Source organism: Pseudoalteromonas sp. 2CM39R, assembly GCF_023161845.1.
Genome location: NZ_JALNTM010000001.1, coordinates 285,325 through 302,006, shown reverse-complemented (window position 1 = coordinate 302,006; position 16,682 = coordinate 285,325). Strand labels below are relative to the sequence as shown.

At 37.6% G+C, this 16,682-nt stretch carries 11 protein-coding genes; 4 read left to right on the top strand and 7 right to left on the bottom strand.

Translation table 11 applies throughout. The features are described from left to right. Positions 1 to 159 precede the first annotated feature (159 nt). On the bottom strand, positions 160 to 1,122 hold the full coding sequence (locus tag MTF66_RS01375) for a transcriptional regulator (RefSeq protein ID WP_248526079.1): 963 nt from the start codon (positions 1,120 to 1,122) through the stop codon (positions 160 to 162). 14 nt (positions 1,123 to 1,136) lie between these two features. After that, positions 1,137 to 2,375, bottom strand: coding sequence for an AAA family ATPase (locus tag MTF66_RS01370; protein WP_175081417.1), 1,239 nt, complete (start codon positions 2,373 to 2,375; stop codon positions 1,137 to 1,139). Between the two features lie 769 nt (positions 2,376 to 3,144). Here MTF66_RS01370 and MTF66_RS01365 point away from each other — a divergent pair. Further along, the gene (locus MTF66_RS01365) at positions 3,145 to 4,359 is read left to right on the top strand and encodes a hypothetical protein (protein ID WP_054563104.1); all 1,215 of its coding nucleotides are present in this window, start codon (positions 3,145 to 3,147) and stop codon (positions 4,357 to 4,359) included. Between the two features lie 57 nt (positions 4,360 to 4,416). Here MTF66_RS01365 and MTF66_RS01360 read toward each other — a convergent pair whose 3' ends face one another. Further along, positions 4,417 to 5,292 (bottom strand): DNA replication terminus site-binding protein, encoded by an 876-nt coding sequence (locus MTF66_RS01360; RefSeq protein WP_248526078.1) that lies wholly within the window; start codon positions 5,290 to 5,292, stop codon positions 4,417 to 4,419. A gap of 434 nt (positions 5,293 to 5,726) precedes the next feature. Here MTF66_RS01360 and MTF66_RS01355 point away from each other — a divergent pair, with 434 nt between their 5' ends. Further along, on the top strand, positions 5,727 to 7,076 hold the full coding sequence (locus MTF66_RS01355; RefSeq protein ID WP_054563102.1) for a class II 3-deoxy-7-phosphoheptulonate synthase: 1,350 nt from the start codon (positions 5,727 to 5,729) through the stop codon (positions 7,074 to 7,076). Between the two features lie 63 nt (positions 7,077 to 7,139). Here the strand turns inward: MTF66_RS01355 and MTF66_RS01350 are convergent, their stop codons facing one another. Then, on the bottom strand, positions 7,140 to 7,949 hold the full coding sequence (locus MTF66_RS01350; RefSeq protein WP_248526077.1) for a pyruvate, water dikinase regulatory protein: 810 nt from the start codon (positions 7,947 to 7,949) through the stop codon (positions 7,140 to 7,142). Positions 7,950 to 8,101: 152 nt separating this feature from the next. Here MTF66_RS01350 and ppsA point away from each other — a divergent pair, with 152 nt between their 5' ends. Then, positions 8,102 to 10,477 carry a phosphoenolpyruvate synthase gene (gene ppsA, locus MTF66_RS01345; RefSeq protein WP_248526076.1) on the top strand — a complete coding sequence of 792 codons (2,376 nt, stop codon included), beginning with the start codon at positions 8,102 to 8,104 and terminating at the stop codon, positions 10,475 to 10,477. A 345-nt stretch (positions 10,478 to 10,822) separates the two neighbouring features. On the opposite strand, the gene MTF66_RS01340 is transcribed toward ppsA, so the two are convergent. Continuing rightward, entirely contained in the window at positions 10,823 to 11,032 is a 210-nt protein-coding gene (locus tag MTF66_RS01340) for a PGPGW domain-containing protein (protein WP_248526075.1), read from the bottom strand. Positions 11,033 to 11,179: 147 nt separating this feature from the next. Between MTF66_RS01340 and MTF66_RS01335 the strand changes: the two genes are divergently transcribed. After that, complete coding sequence (locus MTF66_RS01335) at positions 11,180 to 14,224, top strand: FAD-binding and (Fe-S)-binding domain-containing protein (RefSeq protein WP_248526074.1); 3,045 nt, start codon at positions 11,180 to 11,182, stop codon at positions 14,222 to 14,224. Positions 14,225 to 14,259: 35 nt separating this feature from the next. Here MTF66_RS01335 and MTF66_RS01330 read toward each other — a convergent pair whose 3' ends face one another. Continuing rightward, positions 14,260 to 15,450, bottom strand: a complete 1,191-nt coding sequence (locus MTF66_RS01330) for a sodium:proton antiporter (protein ID WP_248526073.1) — start codon at positions 15,448 to 15,450, stop codon at positions 14,260 to 14,262. Beyond that, a complete protein-coding gene (locus MTF66_RS01325) occupies positions 15,450 to 16,661 on the bottom strand; it encodes a tyrosine-type recombinase/integrase (protein WP_248526072.1) in 1,212 nt (403 codons plus the stop codon). The genes MTF66_RS01330 and MTF66_RS01325 overlap by 1 nt, the downstream gene beginning before the upstream one ends. Positions 16,662 to 16,682 lie beyond the last annotated feature (21 nt).

Sequence of the window (16,682 nt, the reverse complement as noted above, 5' to 3'; positions counted from 1 at the left end):
AAAAACCCTGTAAAGGGGTTATTAGTTGGTAAAAAATTGATCTGAAAGTGTAATAAGTACCAATTTTACTGGTAATAGATCACTATTTTACTAACGAAAGGGAAGGGGAGATCACGCTTTTACTAACAGTAAAAGCGTGAGAGATCATTCTTTTACTAACTAATTAAAGCTATTTAATAGCTTGGTTAGCTGCTCTAAGCGTTTGTCTGTCATCACTTTATTATCGATTTTCACAGATAAATCACCGCTTTTGATATTACGCTGTACGCTCACAAACTCACTATCAATAAGGGCTTCACGACGGCTTGGCGCTGCTGGCTCAGCAGTTAGTAGCTTGGTAATTGCAAGAGCACGTTTATCATCGCTGCTGATTTGCGCTATTTCGCTATCACTACTTGCGTCATTTACAAGCTTGGTAAACAGCTGCTCGTCACGCTCTTTGGCACTAATAAGCTTTTTAGCTACTTCACGGCCAACATGATTCGCTGTAGGGTAAAGGCTTAAAACCTCAGAAGGTAGATTCTCATACGCTTTGATAGCATCAGCAATCGCAGTGTGTGATACACCTTCAATTGCCGCAATCTCACGATAAGAGCCTTTTTTACCCTCAGCAATAAGCTCATCACGGGTCTGTTGATATGCTTGACCAAGCTCCCATAGACTTGGGGCAATGTATTGATCAGATGATACAGCAAGAATTTTAGCATCTTGATCTGTGAAATCTTCAGAGCTTAAAACTAAGTAATCAGAGTTACTTAAGATACATGCTTTACGACGACGAGAACCTGCTAATACAAGCATTTCATCACCTTTATCCCAACATAGGGCAGGGTGCTGGTTACGGCCGTCTTCGGCAATTGCAGGAAGGATATCGGCAACTGACTTTTCATTTAGTAATGATTGTACACGGCGGTTTTTACCATAGACCTTTGTTCTAGCTTCAATTTCTGAGCTTGGAATAACCTTACACACCAAAGTAATTTGACGTGTAGGATCGCTTGGAGCAGGCATACTGATAACATCACCAGCTGAAGCTTGCTCTAGCAAAGCATCTAAACTACTGCTTTCGATAGACGTTGAAAAAGGGTCTAAGCTGGTATCGTTTTTACGTTTTTTAGCCATTTTTATTAATTACCTTACTTAGCTGTATTTAGAGACGATTGAGTTGACTGCCAATTAGAACGGATCAGCATTTCAAGTTCATCAACTACATCTTTGATATTTTCTTGCGCACGAAGTAGTGACTCACGACTAGCTAAGCTATCTGACGTTTTTTGATCAAAAATGGTATTAAAAGAAGATGAGCTGGCGGTAATTGCCGAGCTATGATTGATTGGGTAACTCATTACTTGACGACCAAATGCACTACGAACATCTTTAACGATGTCGCGCTGTGAGTGGTTCCCTTTAACATAGTTAGTTACTAAGAATTGCATGAAATCCCAACCTTGGTGGCCAAGGGCAGCAACTGTATGGTAAATCTCGCCTAATCGCTTTAAGTATTTATTGTTTGCATCAAAGTCTACAGCTTCAGGATGAACAGGGATAAGCATCGACGTAGAGGCCATTAATGCATTATAAAACATAAAGTTAAGTGATGGAGCTGTATCAATTAGAATAATATCAAATTGATCTTTTACCGGTTCAATAACTTTTTCGAGCAATTTATGATAGTGACGTGTTTTATCGTAACTAGAGCTATCTTTTAATAAAGTTGCTGTTTCATGCTCGAAGTAAAAATCATCCATACCAGAAGGCAAAATACGAATATTAGGTATATGGGTAGGTAAGAAAGAGTTCGATACTAACTCATCCCAGGTTTCGTTTTCATCAAGCTCAATACAGTCACGCATTAAATCGCCCACAGTAATTGGGTCTGGCTCACTTGGTGGGAAAAAGCTTGATGAAGAACCTTGTGGATCAAGGTCAATAATACCAATTCTGTATCGTTTAATATTGGTAGTAGCAAGTGCAGCGGCAATGTTAACCATGCTGGTAGTTTTACCACAACCACCTTTTAAGGAGTTAATAACGATAACTTGTAATTTATCATCAACTGTACGGTGATCAGGTTTAATATCCATGATATCAGCCATAGCAAAGATATTTACTAAGGTATAAGCGTAGTGGCCATTTGCACCACGTTTGATATCAAGTGCATCAAAGTCACCATTATCATGACGTCGTTTTAAGGTACGATTATTACAGCCTAATAAGTCAGCGGCTGCTTTTTGCGTATAAGTACGAAGTTCTTTTTCTTCAGACTTTAAATGGGCACGATAATGTTGAATACGTCCTTCTAGCGATTTTTCAGCAACTTCTGCTGTCGCTTTTAGTAACCTATAAGTGGCTAGCGCATTATTATTGATAGACATACTTTCTTCCTCAAAGTTATGCTTTAAGTATAATGTCCATTCAAATTGCTGTAAACAAGTATTTAAGACGACATACCTTTTATTTATAAGACATTTAATAAAAATTTGTAACTTTACTGATGCTAAGTATAAATAAGTAAGTTTAATATCGGTTAAGTATATAGGTATATAAGGTTAAGATGCTAAAATAGTGAAATATATGACTGATTTCATTGAATATTTACTAAAAAGCCAGATCGTGTTTTTACTTAGTTAAGATCAGATCTTTAATGACTCGCAGATCAGCCAATTACTAAGCAAAAAATGAGCTTTCGACTTATGCACAGTTTAACCACTGTTTTACTCACAAAAATAGTGGTGTAGATCAACTTTTTACTAACTAAATTATAAAGTTATGCACCGAGAGCATGACTAAAATGCACAATAAGTTGGTATGGATCTGATCTATAGTTGGTACAGATCAGATCTATTATAACTTAAGAGCTGTTTATCCACATGGAGTTTTAAAAAAGCGATTTATGTCGTGTTAAATCACTTTAAAAAGGTGATTAACAGGACATAATTTGAACTGAGTTAGTAAAATTGCGACCTATCAACTATAACTTAGTAAAAATCTGATCTGAAAATCAGCAATTACGAAACAGTTAGTATAAAACTGATCCAAAGAAATAAATTATGATCGGATCAAGTTTATACTAACTTAAACATTTAACTTTTGAAGTTTTATGTGTTGTTATTAACTGTCGAAGAAAAATTGGAAATAAGAACAATGAGCCGAAAGGTCAACATCTCGGTAGATAACTTACCCGATACATTACGCGGGCAGATCCACGGGGTGGAAAGTGCAATAGATAATGAAAGTCTTGCACTATTTACAGACAACAAAGATGTGCGTGTTTCAATTGAAAATGCTGCACATGGTTTGAGAGCTTACTCAAATACATTTAATCATTATGATTTATGGGGACGATTTGTCCGTTCTGGTCATAAGAAGCTTCCTGTTGAAGAAGCACCAAAGAAAACCATCGTTACACGAAAAATCTCTGAAAAAGTAGACGGCATTCTTTATGATGGTGAAATCAAAATTACACCTGCAGTAGTAAGCACAAGAAAAGATGGTGAAGATGTTGAATATCTTGTTTGGCCATCTGATCGTGAAGAAAAGGTCGAACGTGCCTTAATTCGTTTAGCCTCTAAAGGAAAAATTGTAAAAATCAATTTTAAGTCTGGTATTCAATACGCAGTTGTTTTTTCAATGAATGAATTAGCACAAGAGCTGAAAGCTGTTGGCCAGTCGATGCCTTATCCGCAAATCAAAGAATCATTAGAAGCATTACAAGGTTCTAAGCTTTCTTTTAAATATTCAGCAACAGATACTCGTAACTCTGATATTGATGACTCATTTTACGAATCGAACATGAACTTTTTATCGTCACTTCATTTTAGCGGCAAAAAAGGTCAGGGTGGTAACGTAAAATGTGTAGCTTGTTTGAATGCCTTCGTTCATAACATGATCGATAACCTTGAATACAAAGGTTACTACTTTAATAGTGCTCAAGAATTAAAACGTGGTTTATCTCGTTGGATGATGCTTCGTTTATATCATTTATGGCGTTATGCGGCACCGGGTAAGACCTACCATTTCCGACTATTATCGATTATGGAAAAATATGGCTCTATTTATTCAACAGACGAAATTACCGAGAATAAATTAAAAGCTTTGCGTCGTGATATGACTACGACAATGAAAGACTTAATTGAGAAAGGTGCAATCTCTGAATATAACATTACCAATGTCAAAGATGACAAAACGGGTAATATTATTGATTACACATATGAGATGCATCCATCTGATCAATTTTGTGATGAGATTCTTACGCTTAATAAGCATAACAAACGAATCGAAATTCAAGGTGGTAAGCGCATTGTTGAAAATGCTGTTTTAATCGATGAAGATAAAATTGAAGAAATAGTAGAAGACTAAATTTTAAAGACTGCTAACTATAAAGGAAAGGCCACATATGTGGCCTTTTTAACATAATCAATCTGTTACTTGTTCTAAGTAAAGTCTATCAACTAAGAAATCATATTCTCTTTTTCGAGGATGACTTTCTGGTTTTTGATAATCAGATAATGTACCAAGTTTTACATCTGGTTCTGGGTTTATCAAAATAAAAGGTAAAGCAGCACTAACATGATATCGGTTTTGAGCTGTATACCTTACATTAACTTGTGGACTAACTCTTGTTGGTCTACGAATTCGTAATTTTTCTTTATCACCTAAACTTGCAACACGACTTTGCTCTTGTGCAACTAGCGCTTGCCAAGAGTGTTGGTCGATCATTCTTGGATTAGAATAACTAGCCGATTTATCGAGCATTGCTAAGGCCATTTTTTTAGTTAGCGTTTTAGTTGCGTGTTTATGCATCCAAGTAAAACGAACAGAGTAGGGCGATTCAGTTTCAAAGTGGATCTTACGATATGCAGCAAGTGTAATGAGATTAGGCACAGCATTGTGAACCGCTTCAAATCGCGCATCATTATTATCGATAGCTATTACACTATTTTTAAAATCAGCTTTGGCTTTATTTAACTGATTTATCCTTGCAATGAAATGTTGCTTATCGACATCTTTTAAAACTAATAAACCAGGATGTCTTTTTAACACTCGACTGCTTAATCCTGTCTTTTTATAAAAATCACCAAATGAATTTAGAATTAACTTATGAGCATCATCGCCTTCAATTTGTTGTACACTAATTGAAGAAGGGACTTTCTTTTCGTCGTTTATATCGATATCTGGTAATTGATAATATGATGCCTTATGAAAACCAACTTCCTTTAATTCTTCACAAAGCAAATGAGTTAACTCACTTACTAAATCAAACTGACTGCGTATTTCTAACTTTGTACTCATAGGAACACATCTTACTTATTGTTGGTTTTATTGTAACCCTATCCTTTGGTCTTTTGAAGTTTATTTTTCTAGTAATGTTGACCTTACTAATGATTCCGATTAAGTATGATGTGTTCCTTAACATGCTATTAGTACAAGTTTTTAATTTGATCAATGTAGAACTGAAAAAGTATATTTAAGCATGTAAAGCTGAGGTTACAGTAAGGCTTTAGTTAGGTAAGATGTGTTCTTATATTACGAGGCAACGAATAAGGTGAACAAAAAAGTGTAACTAACTGGTTTGAAACAATAAAATGTTGGAACCCTAATTGTTAATATCGAAACCACTTATCAAATAACGAAATAATCGTAAATAGCTGAATATTGTCCTTGAACTTAGTACGTGCAATAAGTTAGTTTTCGTTAACGGTCTATGTTAAGAATGAGGAAAGAACATGCAATCGTGGAACCCAGACAGCTGGAGAAAACTGCCGATACTTCAGCAGCCAGAGTACCCAGATCAAGAAGCCCTTAAATCAGTTGAAGGGCAATTAAAAAGCGCACCACCTTTAGTATTTGCTGAAGAGACGCGTAGCTTATACAAACAATTAGAAGCTGTATGTGAAGGTAGAGCCTTCTTATTACAGGGTGGTGATTGTGCAGAGTCATTTAGTGACTTTAATGCCGCAAATATCCGCGATACATTTAAAACACTTTTACAAATGGCCGTTGTTTTAACTTATGGTGGTAAATGCCCTGTAGTTAAAATTGCGCGTATGGCAGGTCAATACGCTAAGCCACGCTCATCAGATTATGAAACAATCGACGGTGTTTCATTACCTTCGTACCGTGGTGATATCATCAATAATTTTGAATTCACAGAGCAAGCCCGTGTACCTGATCCACAGCGTTTGATGACGGCATATCATCACAGTGCTGCAACGCTAAATTTATTACGCGCATTCGCGCAAGGTGGTTTAGCCGATTTACATCAAGTAAATCGCTGGAACATGGGCTTCGTTGCTGCAAATCCACTTAAAGAGAAATACCAACAGCTAGCTGACAGAATTCAAGATGCGCTTGAATTTATGGAAGTGTGTGGTATCGACTCAACCGTTGCGCCGAGCTTAAAAGAAACAGACTTATTTACATCACACGAAGCGTTATTATTAGGCTATGAAGAAGCTCTAACACGCCGTGACCACTTATCAGGTGATTGGTACGATTGTTCTGCACACTTTGTTTGGATTGGTGAACGTACACGTCAACTTGATCATGCACACATCGAATTCTTTAAAGGCATTAAAAATCCAATTGGTGTGAAAGTTGGCCCAGGTATGGACCCAGATGAGCTAATCAAACTTATTGATGCAGTTAACCCAGATAACATTCCAGGTCGCTTAACGTTAATTACACGAATGGGCGCTGATGTACTGCCAGAGAAACTACCGGCACTAGTACGTAAAGTACAACAAGAAGGTCGTAAAGTTATTTGGAGCTCAGATCCAATGCATGGTAATACTGAGAAAGCGAGCTCAGGTTATAAAACACGTAGCTTTAATAATATTCTTCGTGAAATTAGCCAGTTCTTCGCAGTACACAAAGCTGAAGGTTCATATCCAGGTGGTGTTCACCTTGAAATGACAGGCCAACACGTTACTGAATGTACTGGTGGTGCGTATGGATTATCTGATGAAGATTTAGCACAACGCTACCGCACACAGTGCGATCCACGCTTAAATGCGGATCAAGTTTTAGAACTAGGTTTCTTAGTTGCTGACTTATTAAAAGACGCACGTAAATAACATTAAGTTATCCAAAAAAGGCTGCACATAGCAGCCTTTTTTAATGTCCGATACTAAAATAAGTTAGTACTTACGTCTTTCAAGTCCAGTATCAGATATAATCTTTGCAGAAATTTCTTCTACTGAATGATGAGTTGAATTTAAAAATTGAATCTTCTGCTTTTTATATAGCATTTCAACTTCACGAACTTCAATACGACACTGTTTTAAAGACGCGTATTTTGAATTTGCCATACGACGCTGGCGAATATCGGCAAGGCGAACAGGGTCAATCGTTAAACCAAAAAGTTTATGTTTGTAAGCTTTTAAACACTCAGGCAAAGTGCCTCTTTCTAAATCATCTTCTGTTAGCGGGTAATTGGCTGCTTTAATGCCATATTGTAATGCCAGGTATAAACTAGTAGGTGTTTTACCGCTTCGGCTAACACCCACTAAAATAATGTCGGCTTCAGAGTAGTTTTTAATGTTAGCGCCATCATCATTGGTCAACGCATAGTTAACCGCATCAATACGAAAATCATAACTTTTCTCGTGCATCGAATGCGTTCTATGAACCTTCGGTACTGGCGCAACTTTTAACTCTTGTGAAATTTTATCACTGTATTGTGATAAAAAGTCATAACACACCGCGCAAGACGATTTAATAATTTCACTTAGCTCGTGGTTAACAAAAGTGAAGAACACGAGTGGCTGTTCCCCATCACGTTGCGCCGTTGAATTAATTAAGTTTTTAACTTCATTCGCTTTTTTTTCTGTTTCAACAAAAGGAATTGTTTTGTGATTAAACTCAACAGGAAACATAGATAAGGTCGCATGACCAAAGACTTCAGAGGTGATTGCTGTTCCATCAGAGATATAAAATGCAGTTCTCATATTTAACCTTTTTATTACCTTTATCTGCAAAATAGGGGCTTCACGGTTTACGTGAGGTCTGTTGCCAGTGTAGAATGACTACGACCTTTTTAGAAGGTTTTCTTTCTTAACTCTCACAGTTAGTACTACAATTTGTTTATGGAGAAAGATCCGTGCAAGAATACGTTCTCTGGTATCAAGAGCTTGGTATGCAAGATGTTCCTCGTGTTGGCGGTAAAAACGCTTCACTAGGTGAAATGATCTCAAACCTAGCTAACGCTGGTGTTCAAGTGCCAGGTGGTTTCGCTACAACCGCTGAAGCATTCAATGAGTTCCTAGAGCAATCTGGTTTAAACTCAAAAATCCACGATATTTTAGACACATTGGATGTGGATGATGTAAATACACTCGCTAAAGTCGGTGCCGAAATCCGCCAATGGATTATCGATACACCATTCCAACCAAACCTAGACCAAGCCATCCGCGACGCATATAGCCAACTACACGGCGACGCATCACAAGATGTTTCATTTGCAGTTCGCTCATCTGCTACAGCAGAAGACATGCCAGACGCTTCATTCGCAGGACAACAAGAAACGTTTTTAAACGTACGTGGTATTGATTCAGTAATGACTGCAATCAAACACGTGTTTGCCTCACTATTTAATGACCGCGCTATTTCTTACCGTGTTCACCAAGGTTATGACCATCGTGGTGTTGCACTTTCAGCTGGTATCCAACGCATGGTTCGTTCAGATAAAGCAGCTTCAGGTGTTATGTTCAGTATTGATACTGAATCTGGCTTTGAAGATGTTGTATTTGTCACTTCAAGCTATGGTCTTGGTGAAATGGTTGTGCAGGGTGCTGTAAACCCAGATGAATTTTATGTTCATAAACCAACACTTGCTAACGGTAAGCCTTCAGTAGTTCGCCGTAATATTGGTTCAAAAGCAATCCAAATGATTTACTCTGCGGATGAATCACATGGTAAGCAAGTTGAAATTGTTGACGTAGATTCGTCACTTTCAAACAAATTCTCAATCACAGATGCTGAAGTTCAAGAACTTGCAAAGCAAGCTGTGATCATCGAAAAGCACTACGGTCGTCCAATGGACATCGAGTGGGCAAAAGACGGCAACGACGGTAAACTTTACATCGTTCAAGCACGTCCAGAAACAGTTCGTTCAAACGAAGACGCTAACGTTATGGAGCGTTTCCAATTAAATGGTACAAGCACAGTTGTTGCTGAAGGCCGTGCAATTGGTCACAAGATTGGTTCAGGTACAGTACGCGTACTCGATTCAATTGATGAAATGGACAAAGTACAACAAGGTGACATTCTAGTTACTGACATGACTGACCCAGACTGGGAGCCAATCATGAAACGTGCCGCTGCGATTGTTACAAACCGTGGCGGTCGTACATGTCACGCGGCAATCATTGCTCGAGAATTAGGTATTCCTGCAGTTGTTGGTTGTGGTAATGCAACTGATTTAATTAAAGCAGGCCACGATGTAACTGTTTCGTGTGCCGAAGGTGATACAGGTTATATCTACGAAGGTATTTTGGATTACGAAGTACTTACTTCACGTGTTGATGAAATGCCAGAATTACCAATGAAAGTTATGATGAACGTAGGTAACCCTGATCGTGCATTTGACTTTGCACGCTTACCTCATGCAGGTGTTGGCCTTGCGCGTGTTGAATTCGTAATCAACCGTATGATTGGTGTTCACCCTAAAGCACTTCTTAACTTTGATGCTCAATCTGACGAGCTAAAAGCTGAAATCTCAGAAATGATGGCAGGTTATGAATCACCTGTAGAATTCTATATTTCTAAGCTTGTTGAAGGTATTGCTACACTAGGTTGTGCGTTTGCACCTGAACGTGTCATTGTTCGTATGTCTGACTTTAAGTCAAACGAATATGCAAACCTTGTTGGCGGCCAGCAATATGAGCCGGAAGAAGAAAACCCAATGATTGGTTTCCGTGGTGCAGCACGTTATATCTCTGAAGATTTCCGTGACTGTTTCGCGTTAGAGTGTGAAGCGATTAAACGTGTTCGCAACGAAATGGGTATGACTAATATTGAAATCATGATCCCATTTGTTCGTACGCTTGAAGAAGGTAAGCGCGTTATTGAATTACTTGAAGAACATGGCCTTAAACGTGGCGAAAATGGTCTGAAAGTAATCATGATGTGTGAATTACCATCAAACGCGTTACTTGCAGATGAGTTCTTAGAATATTTTGATGGTTTCTCTATCGGTTCAAACGACTTAACTCAGTTAACATTAGGTCTTGACCGTGACTCAGGTTTAATTGCGCATCTATTTGATGAGCGTAACCCTGCAATCAAAAAACTATTATCAATGGCTATTCAAACTGCTAAAGCAAAAGGCAAATACGTAGGTATTTGTGGTCAAGGTCCTTCAGATCATGAAGACTTTGCAGCTTGGTTAGTTGAGCAGGGCATTGATTCTGTTTCTCTGAACCCAGATACAGTATTAGAAACTTGGTTATATCTTGCTAAGAAATTAGCCGACTAAGTACTTTATTTAATTAAAATAAAGATTCTGATATAAAAAATGCCAGCACTTAGCTGGCATTTTTGTTACTTCGAAGGGCGTGTTGCCCTTTGTAGATTAGACTTTGTTCACTCTAGGGGCGATTTAATCGCGGCGCGAGATTTGTAACCAAGTGGGCTAAGTAAAAATCGAGCAACAAAGAGTTAATCGCCCCTAGAAAGAACCCGAAGGGCAACGCGTGTTTGGCATTGATGCTGCGTTATCGCCTATTTATGTGAAAAAACCACACTACACAGGCTCTGCCTTGCCTAAATACCAAACACACTGCTGCAAAATCAATCATAAAAGGTCAACACGCCCTTTAAATCAGCGAGCAAGTTTTTTATCGATATAAGCACATGACTTAGTCAGAGCCTTTTGGCACAAGGTTAAATAATGACGCGCTTTAGGATAATAAAAAGATAAACAGAAAAGTCCCGCAATAAAGAAGATCAGCGACGGTCCGGGAATAATGACAAAAACTAAACCCAATAACATGCACAAGGCACCTAAACTGATTAATGCAATTTTTTTCATCTGACTATCTCATTTGCTGCTTTAATACACAGTATAAAAGTATTGCCCCCGAAATCGATAAAAAGAGTGTTACAAACTGTAAAATCTTCAATTTATCTTAGCTATTAGCATGATATAATTTGCAAAATGCCTTAATTTATCACCGTCATGATAGCAACAATAAGTCAACAACAAGCCGCCACAGAACTCGTTTCTAATTACTTAAATACAATACAAAAACAAGGTTTTAGTGGTGATACCGATGCAAGCTTTTCTACACGTTTAAGTTTATCGACCGATAACAGCGTTTACCAACAGGTACCTCAAGGTGTCATCTTTCCAAAGTCAGCAAAAGACATACAACTTGCTATGCAAATTGCTTCACGTGATCCATTTTTATCACTGACTTTTGGTCCACGCGGAGGTGGTACAGGTACTAATGGACAATCGCTAACCCCAGGTATAGTTGTTGATTTATCTCGCTACATGCGTGAAATCTTAGAAATAAATGTTGAAGAAAACTGGGTGCGCGTGCAAACGGGTGTTATAAAAGACCAATTAAACGACTTTTTGCGTCCTTATGGTTTTTTCTTTGCGCCCGATTTATCAACAAGTAACCGTGCAACAATCGGTGGAATGATAAATACAGATGCATCAGGTCAAGGCTCTTTGGTTTATGGCAAAACAAGTGATCACGTTTTAGGCCTGACAATTTATCTTGTTGATGGCACTGAAATGTCCACAACCCCTATGCCTATTGAAAAAGCAAAAGTAATTGCTGAACAAAACACGACAGTAGGTAAGTTATATAAAACAGTTCTTGATATTGGCCTTGAGAATCGAGACGCTATTTTAGAAAAATTCCCACGCTTAAACCGTTTTCTTACCGGCTACGATTTAGAACATATTTTTTCTGATGATTTACAAACCTTTGATATGAGCCGATTAATTACGGGTTCTGAAGGTTCATTAGGTATTGTAACTGAAGCAAAACTAAATATTACGCCCATTGCTGAATTTAAGACATTAATAAATATTAAATACGATAGCTTTGATTCTGCACTTCGTCATTCACCATTTCTAGTTTCAGCAAATGCAACTTCTGTAGAAACAGTCGATAGCAAAGTACTTAACCTTGCTCGAGAAGATATCATTTGGCATTCAGTATCGGACTTAATAACCGATGTTGAAAACAAAGATATGCAGGGACTCAACATGGTTGAGTTTAATGCAGTTTCACCTGAAGATATTAAAGATAAAGTAGACACTCTTTGTAAGCTACTCGATGAATGTGTTGCAAAGCAAACTAATGGGGTGATCGGTTATCAGTTAACAAATGACAAAGCTGATATTTTAAAAATTTATGCAATGCGTAAAAAGTCAGTTGGTCTTTTAGGTAATGTAAAAGGCAGTCAAAAGCCGTTAGCTTTTGCTGAAGATACTGCAGTACCACCAGAAAACTTAGCAGATTTTATAGTCGAGTTTCGTGAACTTCTCGATAACCACAACCTTCAATATGGTATGTTTGGCCATGTTGATGCTGGTGTTTTACACGTACGACCTGCACTCGATATGTGTGACCCTGAGCAAGAAAAATTACTTCGTCTTATTTCAGATGAAGTCGTTAAACTTACTGCCAAATATGGCGGCTTGATGTGGGGTGAACACGGCAAAGGGTATCGAAGTGAATATGGCCCTGAATTTTTCGGCGAGCATTTATTTACACAACTTCGAAAAATCAAAGCGGCATTTGATCCAAATAACAGGGTAAACCCAGGTAAAATCTGTACACCAATTGAAAGTAAAGACTCACTTGTTTCTGTTGACGATCAAAAGCGTGCCTGGTTCGATAAAAAAATTTCTATCGATGTTAAAACAGAATTTAATAACGCGATGACCTGTAACGGTAATGGTCTGTGTTTTAACTACGATGAAAAATCACCAATGTGTCCATCTTATAAAGTAACAGGTGACCGCCGTTATTCACCTAAAGGTCGCGCGAGTTTAATGCGCGAATGGTTACGACTTCAAGAGTCCGAAAATATTGATTTACTCAATGTCGAAAAAGAATTAGTTAATGGTGAAGTAATCACTTGGTGGGAACGCTATCAACATAGTCGCGATAAGAAAAAAGGTGTTTATGATTTCTCTCACGAAGTTAAAGAATCAATGGACGAATGTTTAGCTTGTAAAGCATGTACTACTGCATGCCCAATAAAAGTTGATGTACCGACATTTCGTTCACGCTTTTTAAATTTCTACCACAGTTATTACGCTCGTCCTGCTAAAGATTACTTAGTAGCAGGTATCGAGCAAACTGCGCCGGTGATGGCAAAGTTTGCTAAAGTGGTAAATCCAATTGTAAATACAAAACTTGTTTCAGGTTTAATTAAAAATACAATTGGTTATGTTGATACGCCAAGCTTAAGCGTACCGCAACTTTCTAAACGTATTTCTAAAGATCAGCAATTTAATTTTGAATTACTTAATTCGCTTTCAAAAGAACAACAAGCCGAGTATGTACTAATAGTTCAAGACCCATTCACTAGTTTTTACGAAGCTGAATTAGTAGAAAGCTTTATTAAAGTGATTAAAGCGCTAGGCAAAATACCAATGCTATTACCGTTCAAACCAAATGGTAAAGCTCAGCATGTAAAAGGTTTTTTAAATGAATTTAAAACAACAGCAAAAAATGCAGCTGAGTTTTTAAATTCACTGAGTGAAATCAACGCTCCTTTAGTTGGGCTCGATGCATCTTTAGTTATGTGTTACAGAGATGAGTATGTCTCAATATTAAAAGATGAGCGTGGTGACTTTAAAGTTGAATTAGCTCATGAATGGCTTCAAACGCAAAACTTTAAACAAGTGACTCTTACCACTACAACGAATTCGCAATTTAAATTGTTAAGTCATTGTACTGAAACAACAGCAATGCCGAATGCTTCTAAAGTTTGGCAAACCATTTTTGCAGATCTAAATTTACAGCTTGAAACTACCAGTACGGGTTGTTGTGGTATGGCAGGTACGTACGGCCACGAAAAGCAAAACCAAGAAAATTCACGGGCTCTTTATGAAATGAGTTGGCAACCAATTATTTCTGATAATGAGCCTGAAACTGTTTTAGCAACTGGGTTTTCTTGTCGTAGCCAAGTGAAACGCTATGAAAAATTTAAACCAAAGCACCCACTGCAATTAATTGCAGAGTTACTTTAATTTTTTTGAACATAATAAAGGCGCTTAACGCGCCTTTATTTTTGGTAACTTTTTGCGATTGGCTTAGTACTCATGCCATGAATGAAAACACTAAATAAAATGGTTGTTAAAGTTACTGTGGCAATTTGTTCTTTGTTTGCAATTGCTGTATCCATCACCATTAAAGTGAAAACGATTGACGCCAAACCTCTTGGACCAAACCAGGCAAAAGTAAACTTGTCTTTGAAATTTAGATTAGTATACATAAGTGAAAGTAGTACCGGCACAATTCTAAAAATCGTCACACTTAATAACGCATAAAAAACAATTGGCCAGGTAATATCATTCACAATTAAGTGACCACATACAAAACCGAATAAACACCAAATTAGTAGCGCAACAAATTCGGCGATATGCTCCGAGTCTTTAACTAATGTTGAACGTATTTTCTTAGGTGCTAAGTAATCAAATAAAAGTCCCGCGACAAAAACAGCTATAAAACCACTGCCATGAAAGTTTTGTGTTAAAGAGAAAATGGCCATGACTAAACCAATCAATAAAAATGGGCTGCTATTATTTGCAAAATAATGACGTGCTAATGCTATTTTTAAAAGTGGAATAAATACTGCCATCGACACGCCTGCAATAACCAGTGCAACACCTAACTCTCTTGCGAAAACAAGTAAAGTATCAATTGTCGTTACAGCACTTTCTGGGTTTTGAACTAATAAAAGTAAAACTAAAAAAATGGGAACACAAAGGCCATCGTTTAAACCACTTTCAGTATTTATCCCTTCCCGAACTTTTTCTGGTACCGATGTACATTCTAAAATTCCTTTGCTAAGCGCAGCATCCGTTGGTGTTAAAATAATCGCGATCAAGGCAGATTGAAATAGTGATAACTCCGAAAAGAAAAACAACCCACCGGCAACACCTAACATTAGTGTCATCGGCAAAGCCACAAAAAGTAGCAGGCTAGGGTACTGATAACTATGTTTTAATACGGGGAGTTTTGATTTGGCTGCATCGGTAAATAAAAAAATACTCAAGGTTAATTCTACCAAAGGTAAAATGTCGCTGAGACCGGCTTCGCCTAACTTAAACTCACTCGGCAAAAAGTAAGACATTGCAATTCCGACCAACACAAAAAACATCGGCCCAGTAATTTCTGTTCGTTCTAGCTGACGAATTGTCAGCGAGTAAAATAAAAGAGCTAAGCCAACTAATGCCAGTATTGTATATTCCATTAAACTTTCCTTTTTATTCCAGACTTTGCGCGTTCTTTTATATTTGTTTGAATATAAATTTGATCTGTCGTAGCGATTTTTGCATGACCTAAATCTTCAGATAAATGTTTTAGCGGTCTTGTTTGAGCATCGTGTGTTGCACCGGTATGTCTTAACCAGTGAGCAGTCGCCGCTTCGAGTTGTTCAGCATCATCTTTAAAGCCGTCTTGTAAAAGAGACTGTTTTGCTAAGTCAAAACTTTGTTGTACCAAACGACGAATTTGACGAACAGTCATTCCACCTTTGCCACGAATTTTATGGACTAATGGCTCAGCTTCATCAACGCGGGGCAGGGCAGGTAAACCACGGTAAAGCCTATAACGTTTTAGATATGATATAAAATCTTCACTTAAGGTAACATCACGTAATTTGTTACCTTTACCCATAATTCTTAAAAACCAAAAACCATCATTATCTTGCCAAAAATGTGACATAACCGGCGACCACTGAGGGCGCTCGGATAACTCAGAAATTCGTAGATACAATCCTTTTAAGCAAGCGAGAGTAAACAAATTTCTTTCTAAATCAGGTTGTTGCTCACATAAATCTCGAGTAACGCCAAATACATACTCCCATTGAATATCACTAAGTGTATCGGGGATTTTAATTTGCGATTGCACAACTAAGTAAGGGCTATTCTTTTTAACAACCGGTACAAAGTTAGCAAAGGTTTTTTCTTCTAAAATTCCAAACTTATAAAAAACATTGAGTGCTGTAAACATAGCGGCGAGTGTTTGTTGGCTAGCTATATTTTCTTTTTTTATGAAAGGGCGCCAATTTGTATTGAGTCGTCTTATGCCTTGTTCATCTTTATAACGCCATTGCACTGAGTTTGATAACCAGGCCGAATCAGGTTCAACCATAAAATCAACATAGGCTTCAATATCTTCACGTTTTAGATCAAAAACTGATTTCTCAGCAACTAACCATGACCATAAACAGAACCGCTCAAGCTCATTTCGAAATCGATTAAAGGTAGCTTCAGATTTTCGGCCATACACATATAAAAATTGATAAAGAAAAGCTAAGTCATTTTTTGATTCAGCAACAGTCAATCCAACATAATGTATAAAGTTATCAAGTTCTGGATATTCTGTTGCAAGAGTATCATCTTCAAGATGGGCAATTTGGTAACGCAGTTGTTTAAGTGTATCAACGAGAGCAACGAGCATAATGATGTAATATCTTGTAAA